This is a genomic window from Streptomyces sp. NPDC028368 (genome assembly GCF_055565615.1).
Map to the genome: position 1 here is coordinate 577,285 of NZ_JBVHTY010000001.1, position 14,565 is coordinate 591,849.

Below are 14,565 nucleotides of genomic sequence, written 5' to 3' on the forward strand. Positions count from 1 at the left end.
CGTGGTACTCGTGGTCATGCCGCCTCCTGAGGCAACTGGCCCTGGGGGAAGCCGAGTTCGTTGAGTGCCTCGCGAGCGGCGGCAGTGCCGCTGCGAACAGCGCTTTCCATGGTCGCGGGCCACCCGGTGGCGGTCCACGCACCGGCCAGATACAGGCCGGGGGTCTGGGTGCGGGCGGCGGGGCGGAGCCTGCCGACGCCCGGTGCGGGCGCGAAGGTCGCGGTGCGCTCGCGGGTGACGAAGAAGTCGCGGATCCGTGCGCCCCGGGCGGCGGGCAGCAGCCGCTCCAGCTCGGGCAGATAGCGGGCGCGGAGCTTGGCGACCGGCTGGTCGATCTCTTCCTGTGCCGCGGACTGCGAGACGGCCAGGTACTGACAGCCGTCCCCTTCCGGAAGGGCCGCCAGCCCGGAGGCGTCCGTACGGTCGAAGACCCACTGCACCGGGGAGCCGACGGCGGCGAAGAACGGGCGGCGCAGCACCTTGCGGTCGTAGACGACATGGAGGTTGAGGATCGGTGCGGTGCCGATCTCCAGGAGCCGGTCCTTGTCCGCCAGCGCGCCCTCGGGCAGCAGTCCGTGGGCCTCGCGCTGCGGTACGGCGAGGACGACCGTGTCCGCGGCGAGTCGCTCGCTGCCGTGCGGGCCGTTCTCCACCGAGACCTGCCAGCCGTCTTCCGTACGCGCGACGGCAGCGGCGCGGGTGCGCAGCGCGATCCGTACGCCGGCCTTCTCCAGGGCCGTACGGGCGAGGGTGTCGTGGACCTCGCCGAGCGGCACCTGGGACCAGCCGATGTCGGCGGCGCCCGGCTCGGAGAGCAGTCCGGTCTTGAAGACCTTGGCGGCCAGGCCCAGGGACGCGTCGTCGGCCGTGGCGTTGAGGGTGGCGATGCCGACCAGGTCCCACAGCGCCTCGATGGCGCGGGAGGACTGGCCGTACCGGCGCAGCCAGCTGCCGAAGTCCACGCCGTCCAGGGCGGGGTCGGCCGGGTCCAGGCCCTTGAGGGCGAGGGTGGCACGGATGACGCCGGCCCGCTCGGCGGGCGAGAGGTGCGGGTAGGTCGCCAGGCTGCCCGCCAGGTGCAGCGGTACGGGCAGGGCGGTGCGGCGCAGCCGGCCGAGCCGCATCCGGTCGGCGTCCAGGACGGGGACGTCCATGCGGTCCTGGAGGGGCACCAGATGCGCGGCGTCGATCCGCCGCAGGAAATCCGTGTACGCGGTGCAGCAGCGCAGGTAGACGTGCTGGCCGTTGTCGACGGTCAGCTCGCCGGCGGCGCCGTCGCGGCGGAAGGAGAAGACCAGTCCGCCGAGCCGGGGCCGGCCCTCGACGAGGGTGACCCGCAGGCCCGCGTCGGCCAGCGCGAGCGCCGCCGTGGTGCCCGCGAGACCGCCGCCGATGACCACCGCGGCCGCCCCGTCGGGGCGGCCGGACGGCCTGGCTGCCGATGTCATGCGCTCTCCCCCCATACCGGTGTGAGGGACGCAGGCGTCCCGGGGAGGGTTGCCCCGCGGGTCATCCGCGCCTCCTGACGGACTCCCGGCGGCCGATCGCGCGCGCGTCGAGTCCGGACAGCCCGCGCACCGCGACGAACGCCTTCTCCCGGCCGGGCAGCGAGACCCGGCCGCGCAGTACGGCCTCGGGGTCGGCCGCGATCCGCGACAGCAGCCGGTGGTAGATGCCGGCCATCGCGGCCACACAGGCGCCGCTGCGGCGGTCGAGCAACGGCAGCAGCCGGAACCCGTCGGCGAACAGCGCGCGGGCGCGCTTCACCTCGAAGTGCACCAGCCCGGTGAAGTCGGAGCCGGGCGGCGGGACGGGGCCGTGGAAGCCGGCCGAGCAGCCGAACTTGGCGAGGTCCTCGGCGGGCAGATACGTCCGGCCGTTGTCGGCGTCCTCGCGAACATCCCTGAGAATGTTGGTCAGTTGGAGGGCGAGGCCGAGGGTATCGGCGTACTCGGGAGCGCGCTCGGCGTCCTGCGCGCCGGGCACCGTGCCGAACACCCCCAGCGAGAGCCTTCCGATGCCCCCGGCGACACAGCGGCAGTAGACCTTGAGGTCGTCCCAGGTCTCGTAGGTCTCGCCGCGCACATCCGCCAGCACGCCGTCGATCAGCTCGTCCAGCGCGTCGAGCGGAATCGGGAAGCGTCGGGCGGCGTCGGCCAGCGCGACGGCCACCGGGTCGGTGTCGTCCTCGTCGATCCGGCCGTCCTTGATACGGGCCAGCAGCGCCCGGGTGTCCTCCAGGCGCTGTTGTTTGGCGGCGGTCTCCAGGGTGCCGTCGCCGATGTCGTCGACGCGGCGGGAGAAGGCGTAGAGCGCCGACATGGCCTGCCGGCGGTCGGTCGGCAGGAGCCGGATGCCATAGGCGAAGTTGCGTGCCTGCTGCCCGGTGACGGCCTCGCAGTAGCGATATGCAGCGAGCACCGGCGCGGACGCGTGTGCGGTTGCCTCCACGGTCCGGCTCACCCCTCTCTTCGCAATGTCGCCCCCACCTCGCGCAGCAGGCTGAGCTTGGTCGGCTTGGGCGGTCCAGGGAGTACGTCGTGGTCGGCGGCCGCGACCGCCTGGAGTGCGGCGCGCCCGCCGGCGACGAAACCGGCCAGCAGCAGCTTCAGTCTGCCGTGGACGCTACCCACCAGCGGGGTGCCTTCATTCAGCAGGTCACGGGCGCGTTCCGCCTCGTATGCGATCAGTGCGCGCACCGATGCGCCCCCGCTGGGCGCGGCCAGATCGGCCTCACTGACGCCGAAGCGTTTCAGGTCCTCGGCGGGGAGGTAGATGCGGTCGCGGCCGAGATCCTCGGCCACGTCCTGCAGGTGCTCGACGATCTGCAGGGCGGTGCAGATCTGATCGGAGTGACGGATGCGCTGCGGGCTCGAGGTGCCGGTGATGCCGAGAACGAGCCGGCCGACGGGGTTGGCGGACAGCCGGCAATAGGCCACCAGGTCGTCGTAGGTGGCGTAGCGGGTGACGACCTGGTCCTGGCGGTTTGCCTCGATCAGGCCGAGGAAGGGCTCAGGGGTGAGAGTGCAGCGACGGACGGTCGGGCCCAGCGCGCGCAGCAGCGGATGGCGGGGGCCGGGCGAGCGGTCGCTGAAGACGCGGTGCAGGTCCGCCTCCAGGGCGTCCAGCATCGCGGTGCGGTCATCGGCCTGTGCCCGGTCCAGACCGAGCAGTACGGCATCGCCGCCGCCCGGTGCGAGATCGCCGTCACCGATGTCGTCGACGAGCCGGGCGAAGCCGTAGACGGCCATCAGGTCGGCTCGCCAGGCGCGGGGCAGGAAGAACGGCGCCACCGGGAAATTCTCGTGCGCGGCCTTGTCGAGCACGGCGCGCGACGGTGCGTCGGCCTGCTCGCCGGTGAGCTTCGCCCGCCGATGGATGACGGTGCGCGTCAACGCCTCCCCTTCACTCACCGCGGGCTGCCCGGCGCGTTTCGGAGCCGGAGCGAACCAGTAGCCATTGCCGTCACGTCTCCCGTTGTACACCGCCAAGCCAAAACATCCCATTTCGGACACGCCGCAGGTCACGGCGCGTCCCGAGCGAGCATCCTTCGCCCGCTCAGGTGAGCATTGCCCGACTTATACCACTTGTGCTGTTCAGTACCCGTACAGCTTACGCCGTACATCTCGCCCGCGTACGAGGGGGTACCGAAGCTTCGGGCAACGATCCGGTCAACATCAATAACGAATCAACTGTTTCCGGCTCCGGAAGAGTTGACCATCTGTTAACTCTCGCCGTGACGATCGAAGGTCTCCGCGAGCCGGACTCGCGGAGACCTTCGGGAGCGGCGGGTCAAAGGGTCCGGGCTATTTGCCCGTCTCCTTCTCGTATGCCTTGATCACTTCGTCGGTGGGGCCGTCCATCAGCAGTTCACCGTGCTCCAGCCACAGGACCCGGTCGCAGGTGTCGCGGATCGACTTGTTGTTGTGGCTGACCAGGAAGACCGTGCCGGCCTCCTTGCGCAGCTCGCGGATGCGGGCCTCGGAGCGCTTTTGGAACTTGCGGTCGCCGGTGGCCAGCGCCTCGTCGATCATCAGGACGTCGTGGTCCTTGGCCGCCGCGATGGAGAACCGCAGCCGGGCCGCCATACCGGACGAGTACGTACGCATCGGCAGGGAGATGAAGTCGCCCTTCTCGTTGATGCCGGAGAAGTCGACGATGCCGTCGTAGCGCTCGCGCACCTGGTCGCGGGACATGCCCATGGCCAGGCCGCCGAGGACGACGTTCTTCTCGCCGGTCAGGTCGTTCATCAGGGCCGCGTTGACGCCCAGCAGCGAGGGCTGGCCGTGGGTGTAGACATGGCCGCGCTCCGCCGGCAGCAGGCCGGCGACCGCCTTGAGCAGCGTCGACTTGCCGGAGCCGTTGGACCCGATCAGGCCGATCGACTCGCCCCGGTAGGCGGTGAAGGAGACGCCCTTGACCGCGTGTACCTCGCGCACACCGGTGGAGGGCTTGCGGCGGATGATGCGGTTCAGCGCCGCGGTGGCGCTGCCCCTGCCCGCGCCGGTGCCGTAGACCCGGTAGACGATGTGCAGATCGTCCGCGATCACGGTCGGTACGCGTTCCTGCGCAGCCTCCGTCGGCTGGAGGCCGTTGTCTTGTTCAGCCACGTCCGTACCGCTCCTCAGCCTTCCAGAAGTACACAAAGCCGACGACGCCCATCAGCAGCGCCCACCCGCCGGCGAACGCCCACACATGGTGCGGCAGCTGCTTCGCGGTGAAGCTGTCGATCAGCGCGAAGCGCATCAGGTCGATGTAGACGGCGGCCGGGTTGGCGTTGAGCAGGACCTCCACGAAATGCGGGACGTCCTTGCCCTTGAGGATCAGACTGATGCTGAACATCACGCCGGACGCGTACATCCACGTCCGCATGATGAACGGCATGAGCTGCGCCAGGTCGGGAGTCTTGCTGCCCAGCCGGGCCATGACCATCGCCAGGCCCGTGTTGAAGACGAACTGGAGCGTCAGCGCCGGGAAGATCAGCAGCCACGACCAGGTCGGCATCTGCCCGAAGCCGAGCAGGATGATGACCAGCACGCCCATGGAGAACAGCAGCTGCTGGAGCTGCATGATGCAAAACGAGATCGGCAGGCAGGCGCGCGGGAAGTGCAGCGCCCGCACCAGGCCGAGGTTGCCGGAGATCGCCCGGGTGCCGGCCATCACCGAGCTCTGGGTGAAGGTGAAGATGAAGACGCCGGTCACCAGGAACGGGACGAAGTCGGGGATACCCTTCCGCGTACCGATCAGCAGACCGAAGATCAAGTAGTACACGAGCGCGTTCAGCAGGGGCGTCGCCACCTGCCAGACCTGGCCCAGCTTCGCCTGGCTGTACTGCGCCGTCAGCTTGGCGCTGGCGAAGGCGGAGATGAAATGCCGCCGGTCCCACAGCTCCCGGACGTACTGCGACAGGCTGGGGCGGGCCCCGCTCTGCGAGAGCCCGTACTTCTGGGCCCGCTGGGCCGCAGTGAGCCCTTCGTCGGAAGATGGCGGGGCACTCATGGCGACCGCACTGTCGTGCGTAGTCTCGCTCACAGTTGACACTTTCGTCCTCAATGTGCGCTGCCGGGGCTTCGCCCCGGTTCGCGCCTGATGCTCTCAGATACGAGCTTGTCAGATGACGGGAGGGCGGCCCAGTCGGGTCAGTCGCCAAACGGTAGCCCACTTCATGGGACGCCTGTCACCGCACGGGGTCGTCCAGCCCTCCTTGAACCCGGCCAGCCAGACCCGCAGCGCAGGCCAGGACGGGCGACGGGCGAGGGTCAGCAGGAACCAGACACCGAGATAAACCGGAACCAGCAGCGCGGGCAGATTGCGGCGGGCCAGCCACACACGGTTACGGGCCACCATCCGGTGGTAGACCGCGTGCCGGCTGGGGGCCATGGTCGGGTGGAGCAGCAGCATGTCCGACCGGTAGTCGATCCCCCACCCCGCGTTCAGCGCCCGCCAGGCCAGGTCGGTCTCCTCGTGGGCGTAGAAGAAGTCGTCGGGCAGCCCGCCGATCTCCTGGAAGACCTTCGTACGGACGGCATTGGCGCCGCCGAGGAATGTGGTGACGCGGGAGGAGCGCATCGGGTCGGCCGCCCGCAGCCGCGGCACGTGCCGGCGCTGGGTCTCGCCGGTGTCCGGGTCGGCGATCCGGAAGCTGATGATGCCGAGCTCGGGGTCCTGGGCGAACGCCTTCCGGCACAGCTCGGCGGTGTCCTCCCTGGCCAGCAGCCCGTCGTCGTCGAGGAAGAGCAGCACGTCGACCTCGCTGCCGCCGGGCCCGAACGCCTCGATGCCGACGTTACGGCCCGCCGGGATGCCGACGTTCTCCGGCAGCTCGACGGTCCGTACGCCCTCGGGGAGCTCGGGCAGCGGCGAACCGTTGCCGACGACGACGATCTCGACCCGGTCACCGTCCTGCTTGGCGACCGAGTCCAGCAGCGCGCGCAGCTCGTCGGGGCGGTTGCCCATGGTGAGAACAACCGCACCGACGCGCATGCCCGTGTCCATATCCGCTCCCGTCACTTGAGCCTGCTGGAGGCGAGGATGGACACGAGGTGGAGCAGGGTCTGGACGATCGCGATGCCGGCCAGCACGGCGACGCCCAGGCGCGAGAAGAACAGGTCGCCCCTGATCGTGTCCAGGATCGCCAGGACCAGGATCAGCAGGGACGCCTCGACCCCGAGGACGAGCCGGTGGAACTTCAGCGCCGCGGCGGCCTTGCGGGCCAGCGCCATGCCGGACGAGCGCATCTCGGACGCGGTCTCCTTGACCTGCTCCTTGCCGCTCTGCGCGCGGGCCACGCCGACCAGGTCCGTCTCCGCCTTGATCAGGATGGCGCCGAGGGCGGCCAGCGTGCCGAGGAAGGCCCACAGCCAGTCGATCCGGCCCGAGCCCCACAGGTCGGCGGCGCGCAGGCCGAAGCCGACGAGCACGGCGGCGTCAGTGAGGTACGCGCCGACGCGGTCCATCCAGACACCGGCGAGCGAGTACTGCTTGCGCCACCGGGCGATCTCACCGTCGACGCAGTCGAGCAGCAGGTAGAGCTGGACCATCAGCACGCCGAGGACGGCGCCCGCGATCCCCGGCACCAGCAGCGCCGGGGCGGCGAGGACGCCGAAGACGGTCATCAGGTAGGTCAGCTGGTTGGGCGTGACCCGCGTGTTCACCAGGTGCCGGTCGATGCGCAAGGAGATCTCGCGCATGTAGAGCCGCCCGGCCCAGTGCTCGCCGCTCCGCCGGTCCTTCACACCCGGGGGGTGAACGACCGGGCGGAGCTCAGCTACCGATGGCTTGTGCATAGTCGGCGTAAGCGTCCCTGATCTGGTCGGTGGACAGGTCGAGGTGCTCCAGGATGGTGTAGCGCCCGGGGCGGGTCTTGGGTGCGTACTCGACGGCCTCGACGAATTCCTCGTCGGTGAAGCCGATCTCGCCGGGCGTGACCGGCAGGCCGTGCCGGCGCAGCACCTCGACCATCAGCCGGCACATCTCCTTGTCCCCGCGCAGATGCGTGGCGAAGGCGGCGGCAAGGCCGCACTGCTCGCCATGGCTGGCTGCGCGCTTGGGGTAGAGGATGTCGAGCGCGTGGTTGATCTCGTGGCAGGCGCCGGACGCGGGGCGGCTGTCGCCGGCCACCGACATCGAGATGCCCGTGAGGACCAGGCCCTCGGCCAGCACCTGGAGGAAGGCGTCATCGCCGACGCCGCCGGGATGCCGCAGTACGGCCTCGCCGGCCTGGCGTGCCATGGCGGCGGCCAGTCCGTCGATGGACTCCCCGGTCTCGCGGTGCGAGAGCTCCCAGTCCGCGACCGCGGAGATGTTGGAGATCGCGTCGCCGATGCCGGAGCGGACGAAGCGGACCGGGGCCTCGCGGATGATGTCGAGGTCGATGACCACGGCGATCGGGTTCGGCACACCGTACGAGCCGCGGCCCGCGTCGTTGTCGAGGGTGGCGACCGGCGAGCACAGGCCGTCGTGCGACAGGTTCGTCGCGACGGCGACCAGCGGCAGGCCGATCCGCGCCGCGGCGAACTTGGCGCAGTCGATGATCTTGCCGCCGCCGAGGCCCACGACCGCGTCGTAGTGCCCCTTCTTCATGGCGTCGGCGAGCTTGATCGCGTCGTCCAGGGTGCCGCCGCCGACCTCGTACCACTCGGCGCCGGGCAGCGCGGGCGACAGCCGCTCGCGCAGCCGTGCGCCCGAGCCGCCGCTGATCGCGATGGCGAGCTTGCCGGACGCGGAGATGCGCTGATCGGCCAGCAGGCCCGCCAGGTCGTCCAGGGCGCCGGCGTTGATGTCAACGACGACCGGGGACGGGATGAGGCGGGTCAGTACTGGCATGCGATGTCACGGCCCTTCGCCAGGTCGTCGTGGTTGTCGATCTCGACCCACTTGACGTCGCCGATGGGGGCCACGTCCACCTTGAAGCCGCGGTTGACGAGCTCCTGGTAGCCGTCCTCGTAGTAGAGGTCGGGGTCCCGCTCGAAGGTGGTCTTGAGCGCGTCGGCGAGCTCCTCGGCGGCGGAGCCCTCGATGAGGGTGACGCCGATGTACTCGCCGGTGGCCTCGGCCGGGTCCATCAGCTTGGTGATGCGCTGGACGCCCTTCTCGGGGTCCACGATGACCTTCATCTCCTCGTCGGCCAGCTGCTTGACCGTGTCGAGGGCGAGGATGATCTTCTGGCCGTTGCCGCGGGCGGCGAGCAGGGTCTTCTCGACGGAGACCGGGTGCACGGTGTCGCCGTTGGCGAGGATCACATCGTGCTTGATGGAGTCACGGCCGCACCACAGGGAGTAGGCGTTGTTCCACTCCTCGGCCTTGTCGTTGTCGATGAGGGTGAGCTTGAGGCCGTACTTCTGCTCCAGGGCCTCCTTGCGCTCGTAGACGGCTTCCTTGCGGTAGCCGACGATGATCGCGACCTCGGTCAGGCCGATCTCGGCGAAGTTGCCGAGGGTCAGGTCCAGGATGGTCGTGTCGCCGTCCACCGGCACCAGAGCCTTGGGCAGGGTGTCGGTGTAAGGGCGCAGACGCCGTCCGGCGCCGGCTGCCAGCACGAGGCCGATCATGCGGGTTCTCCTTCATCGTGTACGGCGGGTGCTCCGGAAGAGACCCAGAAGCGGATGCTCTCGATGAGCACCAGCAGCGCCAGGACCACGGCAAGAGCCGTGAGCGCGATTGTGAAACCTGAGGGGGACAGCGCGGCGGCGAGGACGGTCACCAAGAGGACGCGTCCTTCGTGCCCGCCGGTTGCCCGGACCAGCCACCGCGGCGGCGCCCCGGTGCCACCGCGGATGCGGTAGACGGTGTCGTAGTGATGGTAGGCGACGGCCGCGACCAGCCCGAACGCCGCGGGCAGCGCTCCGGGGGCGTCCGACCGGGCCGCCAGGACCAGGATCGTGGTGTATTCGCCGGCCCGGAAGAAGGGCGGCACCAGCCAGTCGAGGGCGCCCTTGAGCGGCCGGGACACGGCCGCGCCGGCCAGCAGTGCGGAGCAGGCGGCGACGCCGACGGTGAGCCAGGACGTGGGGTCGTCCTCGAAGATCACCCAGACCAGCAGCACCGCGGCCGAGAGAAACGCCATAGCGGGGGCGAGGAAGGAACCGGTCCGTCCGCGGCCCCGGGCGCCGCCCGCGATCAGCTCGGCGAGCGGCCCGGAGTCGGCGAGGTCGGCCAGCGCCTGGGCGGCGCGGTCGGTGCGCCGGGCCCGCCGGGTCAGCGAGCGCAGCACCCGGCCGGCCGTGGTGTAGCAGGCGGCCAGGGCGCAGCCGATGAGCAGCGCGTAGAAGACGATGCGTGGCGTGGTGAGAGCTGTCAGTACGGCGATCATGGCCCAGCGTTCGCCGATGGGCAGCACGATCATGCGGCGCACCCAGACGGTCCAGCCGACGCTGTCGAGCTTGTCGGAGAGCGCGGCGGTGGGGCTGGTGTTGGCCGCAGCGTCGTGGTTGGCCTCGTTGAAGGCGAAGTCGACGACGTGCCGGCAGGTCTGCAGCACCATCGCGCCCAGCGCCAGCGCCCAGACGTCGTCCCCGCCGCGGGCCGCGCCGAGCGCGAGCCCCGCGTAGTACGCGTATTCCTTGGCCCGGTCGAAGGTGGCGTCCAGCCAGGCGCCCATCGTCGAGTACTGCAGCGAGTAGCGGGCGAGCTGCCCGTCGGTGCAGTCCAGGACGAAGGAGAAGAGGAGAAGAACGCCGGCCGCGATGAAGCCGCCGCGGGTCCCGGTGGCCGCGCAGCCCGCCGCGATCAGCGCGGTGAGCAGCGAGGCGGTGGTGACCTGGTTGGGGGTGAGCCCGCGGCGCGCGCACCAGCGGGCGAGGTAGCGGGAGTAAGGGCTGATGCAGTACGTCGTGAAGAAGCCGTCGCGGGACTTCACGGCGGTCCGCAGCCGTACGGCCTCGTCATCGACGGCTGCGACGGCTTCCTGCGCATCCTCGCGCTGCGCCGGGGTGAGCGCGACGGTGGCGACCAGGCTGCCCAGCTCGACGCGGTGCAGGCCGATGTCCTCGCGGTCCAGCGACTCGGTGAGGGTGTCGGTGAGCACGTCGGTGAGGTGGGCGGTGCCGGCGCCGACCGGGATCTTGGCGGCCGCGCGGGCCAGCGCGGCGCGCGCCTCGGGCTGCGCGGTGAGCGCCCCCGGGACGGCGGCGGCCGGGAAGCGCGGGTCGGTCAGTGCCAGCCGCAGGGCGTGCAGGTGGCCGACGAAGCGGGGGTCGACGACGGCGACCCGCTCCTGGGCGGGCGCGGCGGCGATCAGCTCGGCGGCGGCCGCGGCATCGTTCGCCGTACGGACGTCAAAGCCCAGCGTGCGCAGGTCGGCTTCGAGCGGCGACCCGGCGACCGGCGGACCGGTGAGGATGGCGGTCGACAGACGAACTCACTCCTTGGATGCTGACAAGGCAGCACGGGCCGGTCCGCAGTCGATTCCGCATTCGATACGAACTACCCGGGCAGCGGGCGTGGCACACCTGGCGCCTGGAGGGCCGGGTGGCACGTCGGCAGAGGCTATCGGATCGCCGGATGCGGCCGTTCACCGCGCATTCACCGCACGATCGAGTGACCGACGGCTGCGCCTGCCGCGATCATCATGGTGGATCGGACGGTCCCTGAACAACTGCCGCCCTGACCAGCCCCTTGATCCGGTGCCGGTTATGAGTGGGCTGGTCACAGGTGGTGCGGGTTGTGCCGGGGCGGGTGTGGCACGAGCCATGCGGCCGGCGGGCCGATGTGGCCCCTCTCACGGGCCGGCCGCCCGACGATCATGATCATTTTGCATTCGGACATGGATCCGGACCTGACAAACACCGCGGCACCGTTCAGGACCTGGCCCGCTGTGCGCCTGATGTGCACGCGGGTGGGGCAGACTTGGCGTCGAAGACCGACGACAAGGATGGGCATGCCGATCACACCTGCCAACGGACAGACCGCCGGGATCCCGGCGGCGAGCACAGCGGACGGCGCCGCCGAACCGATCATGCTGGAGCTGGTCGACGAGGACGGCAGGACGATCGGCACCGCGGAGAAGCTCAGCGCCCATCAGCCTCCCGGGCAGCTGCACCGGGCATTTTCGGTCTTCCTCTTCGACGAGAAGGGCCGGCTTCTGCTGCAGCGCCGGGCGCTGTCGAAGTACCACTCCCCCGGCGTGTGGTCCAACACCTGCTGCGGGCACCCGTACCCCGGCGAGACGCCGTTCGCCGCCGCGGCCCGGCGCACCGCCGAGGAGCTGGGACTTGCGCCCACGCTGCTCGCCGAGGCCGGCACGGTGCGCTACAACCACCCCGACCCGGCCTCGGGCCTGGTGGAGCAGGAGTACAACCACCTGTTCGTCGGGCTGGTGCGGGCCGAGCCCGCGCCCGATCCCGAGGAGGTCGGCGAGATCGCGTTCGTGACGCCGCAGGAGCTGGCCGAGCAGCATGCCCAGGTGCCGTTCTCCGCGTGGTTCATGACCGTGCTGGACGCGGCGCGTCCGGCGGTCCGTGAGCTCACCGGGGAGTCGGTGGGCTGGTAGCCGGCGGGACGAGCGGCAGTTCGGCCCAGATGACCTTGCCGCCGTTCGCGGTGTGCTCGACATCGCACTTGCCGCCCGCTTCCGCGGTCAGCACCTTGACCAGCCACAGGCCGCGGCCGCCGACGTCGCCCTCGTCCGCCTCGAGCGCTTTGGGGCGGTAGGGGTGGTTGTCCTCGACCGCGACCCGTAGCCAGTTCACGCCGATGGTGAGCTGTACGGCGATCTGGGGCGAGAGCAGGGCGGCGTGTTGGACGGCGTTGGTGACGAGTTCGGAGACGATCAGCAGCAGACCGTCCATGATGTCGGCGGCGACCGGCACGCGCTGTTCGTCGAGCAGATCCCGTACCGCGTGGCGCGCCTGCGGCACCGACGACTCCAGTGCCGGGGCGGTGAACCGCCACACACCTTCGTACGCAAGCGGGGAGGTCAGCTCCTCGGGGGGTTCTGCGGGGGGTCCGGAAGGCATCCTCACAGGAAGAGTGTTGAGAATGCGTTGGTCCGGACCGGCCCACTGAACACAAGTCAGCGCCTATCGACGCCTTCTGGCTGTTTTTGTGCGATGCGATCGGTCCGGCGACCGCTTCTGTCCCCTTTATTCCTTCTTTATGGACGGTCGCACCAGGCCATCGAACGGTCCAGGCCATGAGCATCGCGGCCGGTATTCCGCATGGGGATCAGATCCGGCCACTTTGCCGTCCCGAGCCGCGGGACTCGACGGCGCGCAGCAGGCCGACGTACGACAGCAGGCCCGGTGCCTGAGCACCGGGCCTGCTGTGGATGAGTAGCGGGGACAGGATTTGAACCTGCGACCTCTGGGTTATGAGCCCAGCGAGCTACCGAGCTGCTCCACCCCGCGTCGGTGAACACCACAGTACGGGTAGCCGGGCGCAGGACCAAATCGATTATCGGTACGACGCTCGGCTCACACCGTGCGGTCGGCGATCCGGCCGGCGTCGACCTCGATGCGGCGCGTGGTGTGGACCGCGTCCAGCATCCGCCGGTCGTGGGTGACCAGCAGCAGCGTCCCCGGGTAGGAAGCGAGGGCCGACTCCAGCTGTTCGATGGCCGGGAGGTCGAGGTGGTTGGTGGGCTCGTCGAGGACGAGGAGATTGACGCCGCGGCCCTGGAGGAGGGCCAGTGCGGCGCGGGTCCGCTCCCCGGGCGAGAGGGTGCGGGCCGGGCGCAGCACATGCGCCGCCTTGAGGCCGAACTTCGCGAGCAGGGTCCGCACGTCGGCAGGCGACAGGTCCGGTACGCAGGCCCGGAAGGCGTCCATCAGGGGCTCGTCGCCCAAGAACAGCCCTCGCGCCTGGTCGACCTCGCCGACCACCACACCGGGGCCCAGCGACGCCTGTCCCCCGTCCAGCGGGAGCCGGCCGAGGAGGGCGGCGAGCAGGGTGGACTTGCCGGAGCCGTTCGGACCGGTGATGGCGACCCGGTCCGCCCAGTCGATCTGCAGATCCACCGGGCCGAAGCGGAAGTCGCCGCGGCGGACCTCGGCGCCGCGGAGCGTGGCCACCACCGCGCCGGCCCGGGGCGCCGCGGCGATCTCCATCCGCAGCTCCCACTCCTTGCGCGGCTCCTCGACGACATCGAGCCGTTCGATCAGGCGCTGGGTCTGCTTGGCCTTGGCGGCCTGCTTCTCGGTGGACTCGACCCGGCCCTTGCGGGCGATCTTGTCGTTGTCGGTGGCCTTGCGGCGGGCGTTCTTGACGCCCTTTTCCATCCAGTTGCGCTGGGTGTGCGCGCGGGTTTCCAGGGCGGACTTGGTCTCCGCGTACTCCTCGTACTCCTCGCGGGCGTGCCGCCGGGCCCGCTCGCGCTCCTCCAGGTAGGAGGCATAGCCGCCGCCGTAGGTGTTGACCTGCTGCTGGGCGAGGTCGAGTTCGACGACGCGGCTGACCGTACGGGTCAGGAACTCGCGGTCGTGGCTGACCAGGACCGTGCCCGCGCGCAGCCCGGCGACGAAGGACTCCAGCCGCCGCAGGCCGTCCAGATCGAGGTCGTTGGTCGGCTCGTCCAGCAGGAAGATGTCGTAGCGGGAGAGCAGCAGCGAGGCGAGGGAGGCGCGGGCGGCCTGGCCTCCGGAGAGGGAGGTCATCGGCTGGTCGAGGCTGACCGTGAGGCCGAGCTGGGCGGCGGTCTCCTCGGCGCGTTCGTCGAGGTCGGCGGCGCCCAGGGCGAGCCAGCGCTCGAGGGCGACGGCGTAGTCGTCGTCGGCGCCGGGCCGCTCCTCGACCAGCGCCTGGGTGGTGGCGTCCAGGGTGCGCTGGGCGTCGGCGACGCCGGTGCGGCGGGCGAGGAATTGCCGTACGGATTCCCCGGGGCGGCGGTCGGGTTCCTGCGGGAGATGGCCGACGGTGGCGGTGGGCGGGCTGAGCGCGAGCTTGCCGTCCTCCGGGGTGTCCAGGCCGGCCAGCAGGCGCAGCAGCGTGGACTTGCCCGCGCCGTTGGCGCCGACGAGGCCGATCACCTCGCCGGGGGCGACGACCAGATCGAGGCCGGAGAACAGGACGCGCTCGCCATGGCCGGCGGCGAGGTCTTTGGCGACAAGAGTTGCTGACATCAGACCGTCG

At 70.5% G+C, this 14,565-nt stretch carries 14 protein-coding genes and 1 tRNA gene; 2 read left to right on the forward strand and 13 right to left on the reverse strand.

Annotated elements, in window-relative coordinates; translation table 11 throughout:
• Nucleotides 1-14: 14 nt before the first annotated feature.
• The 10 genes from hpnE to ACZ4S3_RS02610 all read right to left on the reverse strand — a co-directional run bounded on the left by hpnE (nt 15) and on the right by ACZ4S3_RS02610 (nt 10,654).
• Entirely contained in the window at nt 15-1,448 is a 1,434-nt protein-coding gene (gene hpnE, locus ACZ4S3_RS02565) for a hydroxysqualene dehydroxylase HpnE (protein WP_467924800.1), read from the reverse strand.
• Between the two features lie 61 nt (nt 1,449-1,509).
• Nucleotides 1,510-2,463, reverse strand: coding sequence for a presqualene diphosphate synthase HpnD (gene hpnD / locus ACZ4S3_RS02570; protein WP_467924802.1), 954 nt, complete (start codon nt 2,461-2,463; stop codon nt 1,510-1,512).
• On the reverse strand, nt 2,460-3,326 hold the full coding sequence (gene hpnC, locus ACZ4S3_RS02575; RefSeq protein WP_467925218.1) for a squalene synthase HpnC: 867 nt from the start codon (nt 3,324-3,326) through the stop codon (nt 2,460-2,462). The genes hpnD and hpnC overlap by 4 nt, the downstream gene beginning before the upstream one ends.
• A gap of 480 nt (nt 3,327-3,806) precedes the next feature.
• A complete protein-coding gene (locus ACZ4S3_RS02580) occupies nt 3,807-4,610 on the reverse strand; it encodes an ABC transporter ATP-binding protein (RefSeq protein WP_467924805.1) in 804 nt (267 codons plus the stop codon).
• Nucleotides 4,603-5,532 (reverse strand): ABC transporter permease, encoded by a 930-nt coding sequence (locus tag ACZ4S3_RS02585; RefSeq protein ID WP_467924807.1) that lies wholly within the window; start codon nt 5,530-5,532, stop codon nt 4,603-4,605. Before ACZ4S3_RS02585 ends, ACZ4S3_RS02580 begins: the two co-directional genes overlap by 8 nt.
• 78 nt (nt 5,533-5,610) lie before the next feature.
• Complete coding sequence (locus tag ACZ4S3_RS02590) at nt 5,611-6,495, reverse strand: glycosyltransferase family 2 protein (protein WP_467924809.1); 885 nt, start codon at nt 6,493-6,495, stop codon at nt 5,611-5,613.
• A gap of 11 nt (nt 6,496-6,506) precedes the next feature.
• Complete coding sequence (locus tag ACZ4S3_RS02595) at nt 6,507-7,286, reverse strand: CDP-alcohol phosphatidyltransferase family protein (RefSeq protein WP_467924811.1); 780 nt, start codon at nt 7,284-7,286, stop codon at nt 6,507-6,509.
• Nucleotides 7,264-8,325 carry an iron-containing alcohol dehydrogenase family protein gene (locus ACZ4S3_RS02600; protein WP_467924813.1) on the reverse strand — a complete coding sequence of 354 codons (1,062 nt, stop codon included), beginning with the start codon at nt 8,323-8,325 and terminating at the stop codon, nt 7,264-7,266. The genes ACZ4S3_RS02595 and ACZ4S3_RS02600 overlap by 23 nt, the downstream gene beginning before the upstream one ends.
• Entirely contained in the window at nt 8,313-9,050 is a 738-nt protein-coding gene (locus ACZ4S3_RS02605) for a phosphocholine cytidylyltransferase family protein (RefSeq protein WP_238576330.1), read from the reverse strand. The genes ACZ4S3_RS02600 and ACZ4S3_RS02605 overlap by 13 nt, the downstream gene beginning before the upstream one ends.
• Nucleotides 9,047-10,654, reverse strand: coding sequence for a DUF5941 domain-containing protein (locus tag ACZ4S3_RS02610; protein ID WP_467925220.1), 1,608 nt, complete (start codon nt 10,652-10,654; stop codon nt 9,047-9,049). The genes ACZ4S3_RS02605 and ACZ4S3_RS02610 overlap by 4 nt, the downstream gene beginning before the upstream one ends.
• On the opposite strand from ACZ4S3_RS02610, the gene ACZ4S3_RS02615 reads away from it, so the two are divergent.
• Both ACZ4S3_RS02615 and idi read left to right on the forward strand, forming a co-directional pair.
• Entirely contained in the window at nt 10,535-10,876 is a 342-nt protein-coding gene (locus ACZ4S3_RS02615) for a hypothetical protein (protein WP_467924816.1), read from the forward strand. The two genes, ACZ4S3_RS02610 and ACZ4S3_RS02615, sit on opposite strands and share 120 nt — an antisense overlap.
• 501 nt (nt 10,877-11,377) lie before the next feature.
• A complete protein-coding gene (gene idi, locus ACZ4S3_RS02620) occupies nt 11,378-11,989 on the forward strand; it encodes an isopentenyl-diphosphate Delta-isomerase (RefSeq protein WP_467924818.1) in 612 nt (203 codons plus the stop codon).
• Here the strand turns inward: idi and ACZ4S3_RS02625 are convergent.
• The 3 genes from ACZ4S3_RS02625 to ACZ4S3_RS02635 all read right to left on the reverse strand — a co-directional run bounded on the left by ACZ4S3_RS02625 (nt 11,964) and on the right by ACZ4S3_RS02635 (nt 14,555).
• Nucleotides 11,964-12,455 (reverse strand): ATP-binding protein, encoded by a 492-nt coding sequence (locus ACZ4S3_RS02625; protein ID WP_467924820.1) that lies wholly within the window; start codon nt 12,453-12,455, stop codon nt 11,964-11,966. The two genes, idi and ACZ4S3_RS02625, sit on opposite strands and share 26 nt — an antisense overlap.
• Before the next feature lie 316 nt (nt 12,456-12,771).
• Nucleotides 12,772-12,845: transfer RNA gene (locus ACZ4S3_RS02630), tRNA-Met, on the reverse strand.
• A gap of 66 nt (nt 12,846-12,911) precedes the next feature.
• The gene (locus ACZ4S3_RS02635; protein WP_467924822.1) at nt 12,912-14,555 is read right to left on the reverse strand and encodes an ABC-F family ATP-binding cassette domain-containing protein; all 1,644 of its coding nucleotides are present in this window, start codon (nt 14,553-14,555) and stop codon (nt 12,912-12,914) included.
• Nucleotides 14,556-14,565: the final 10 nt, after the last annotated feature.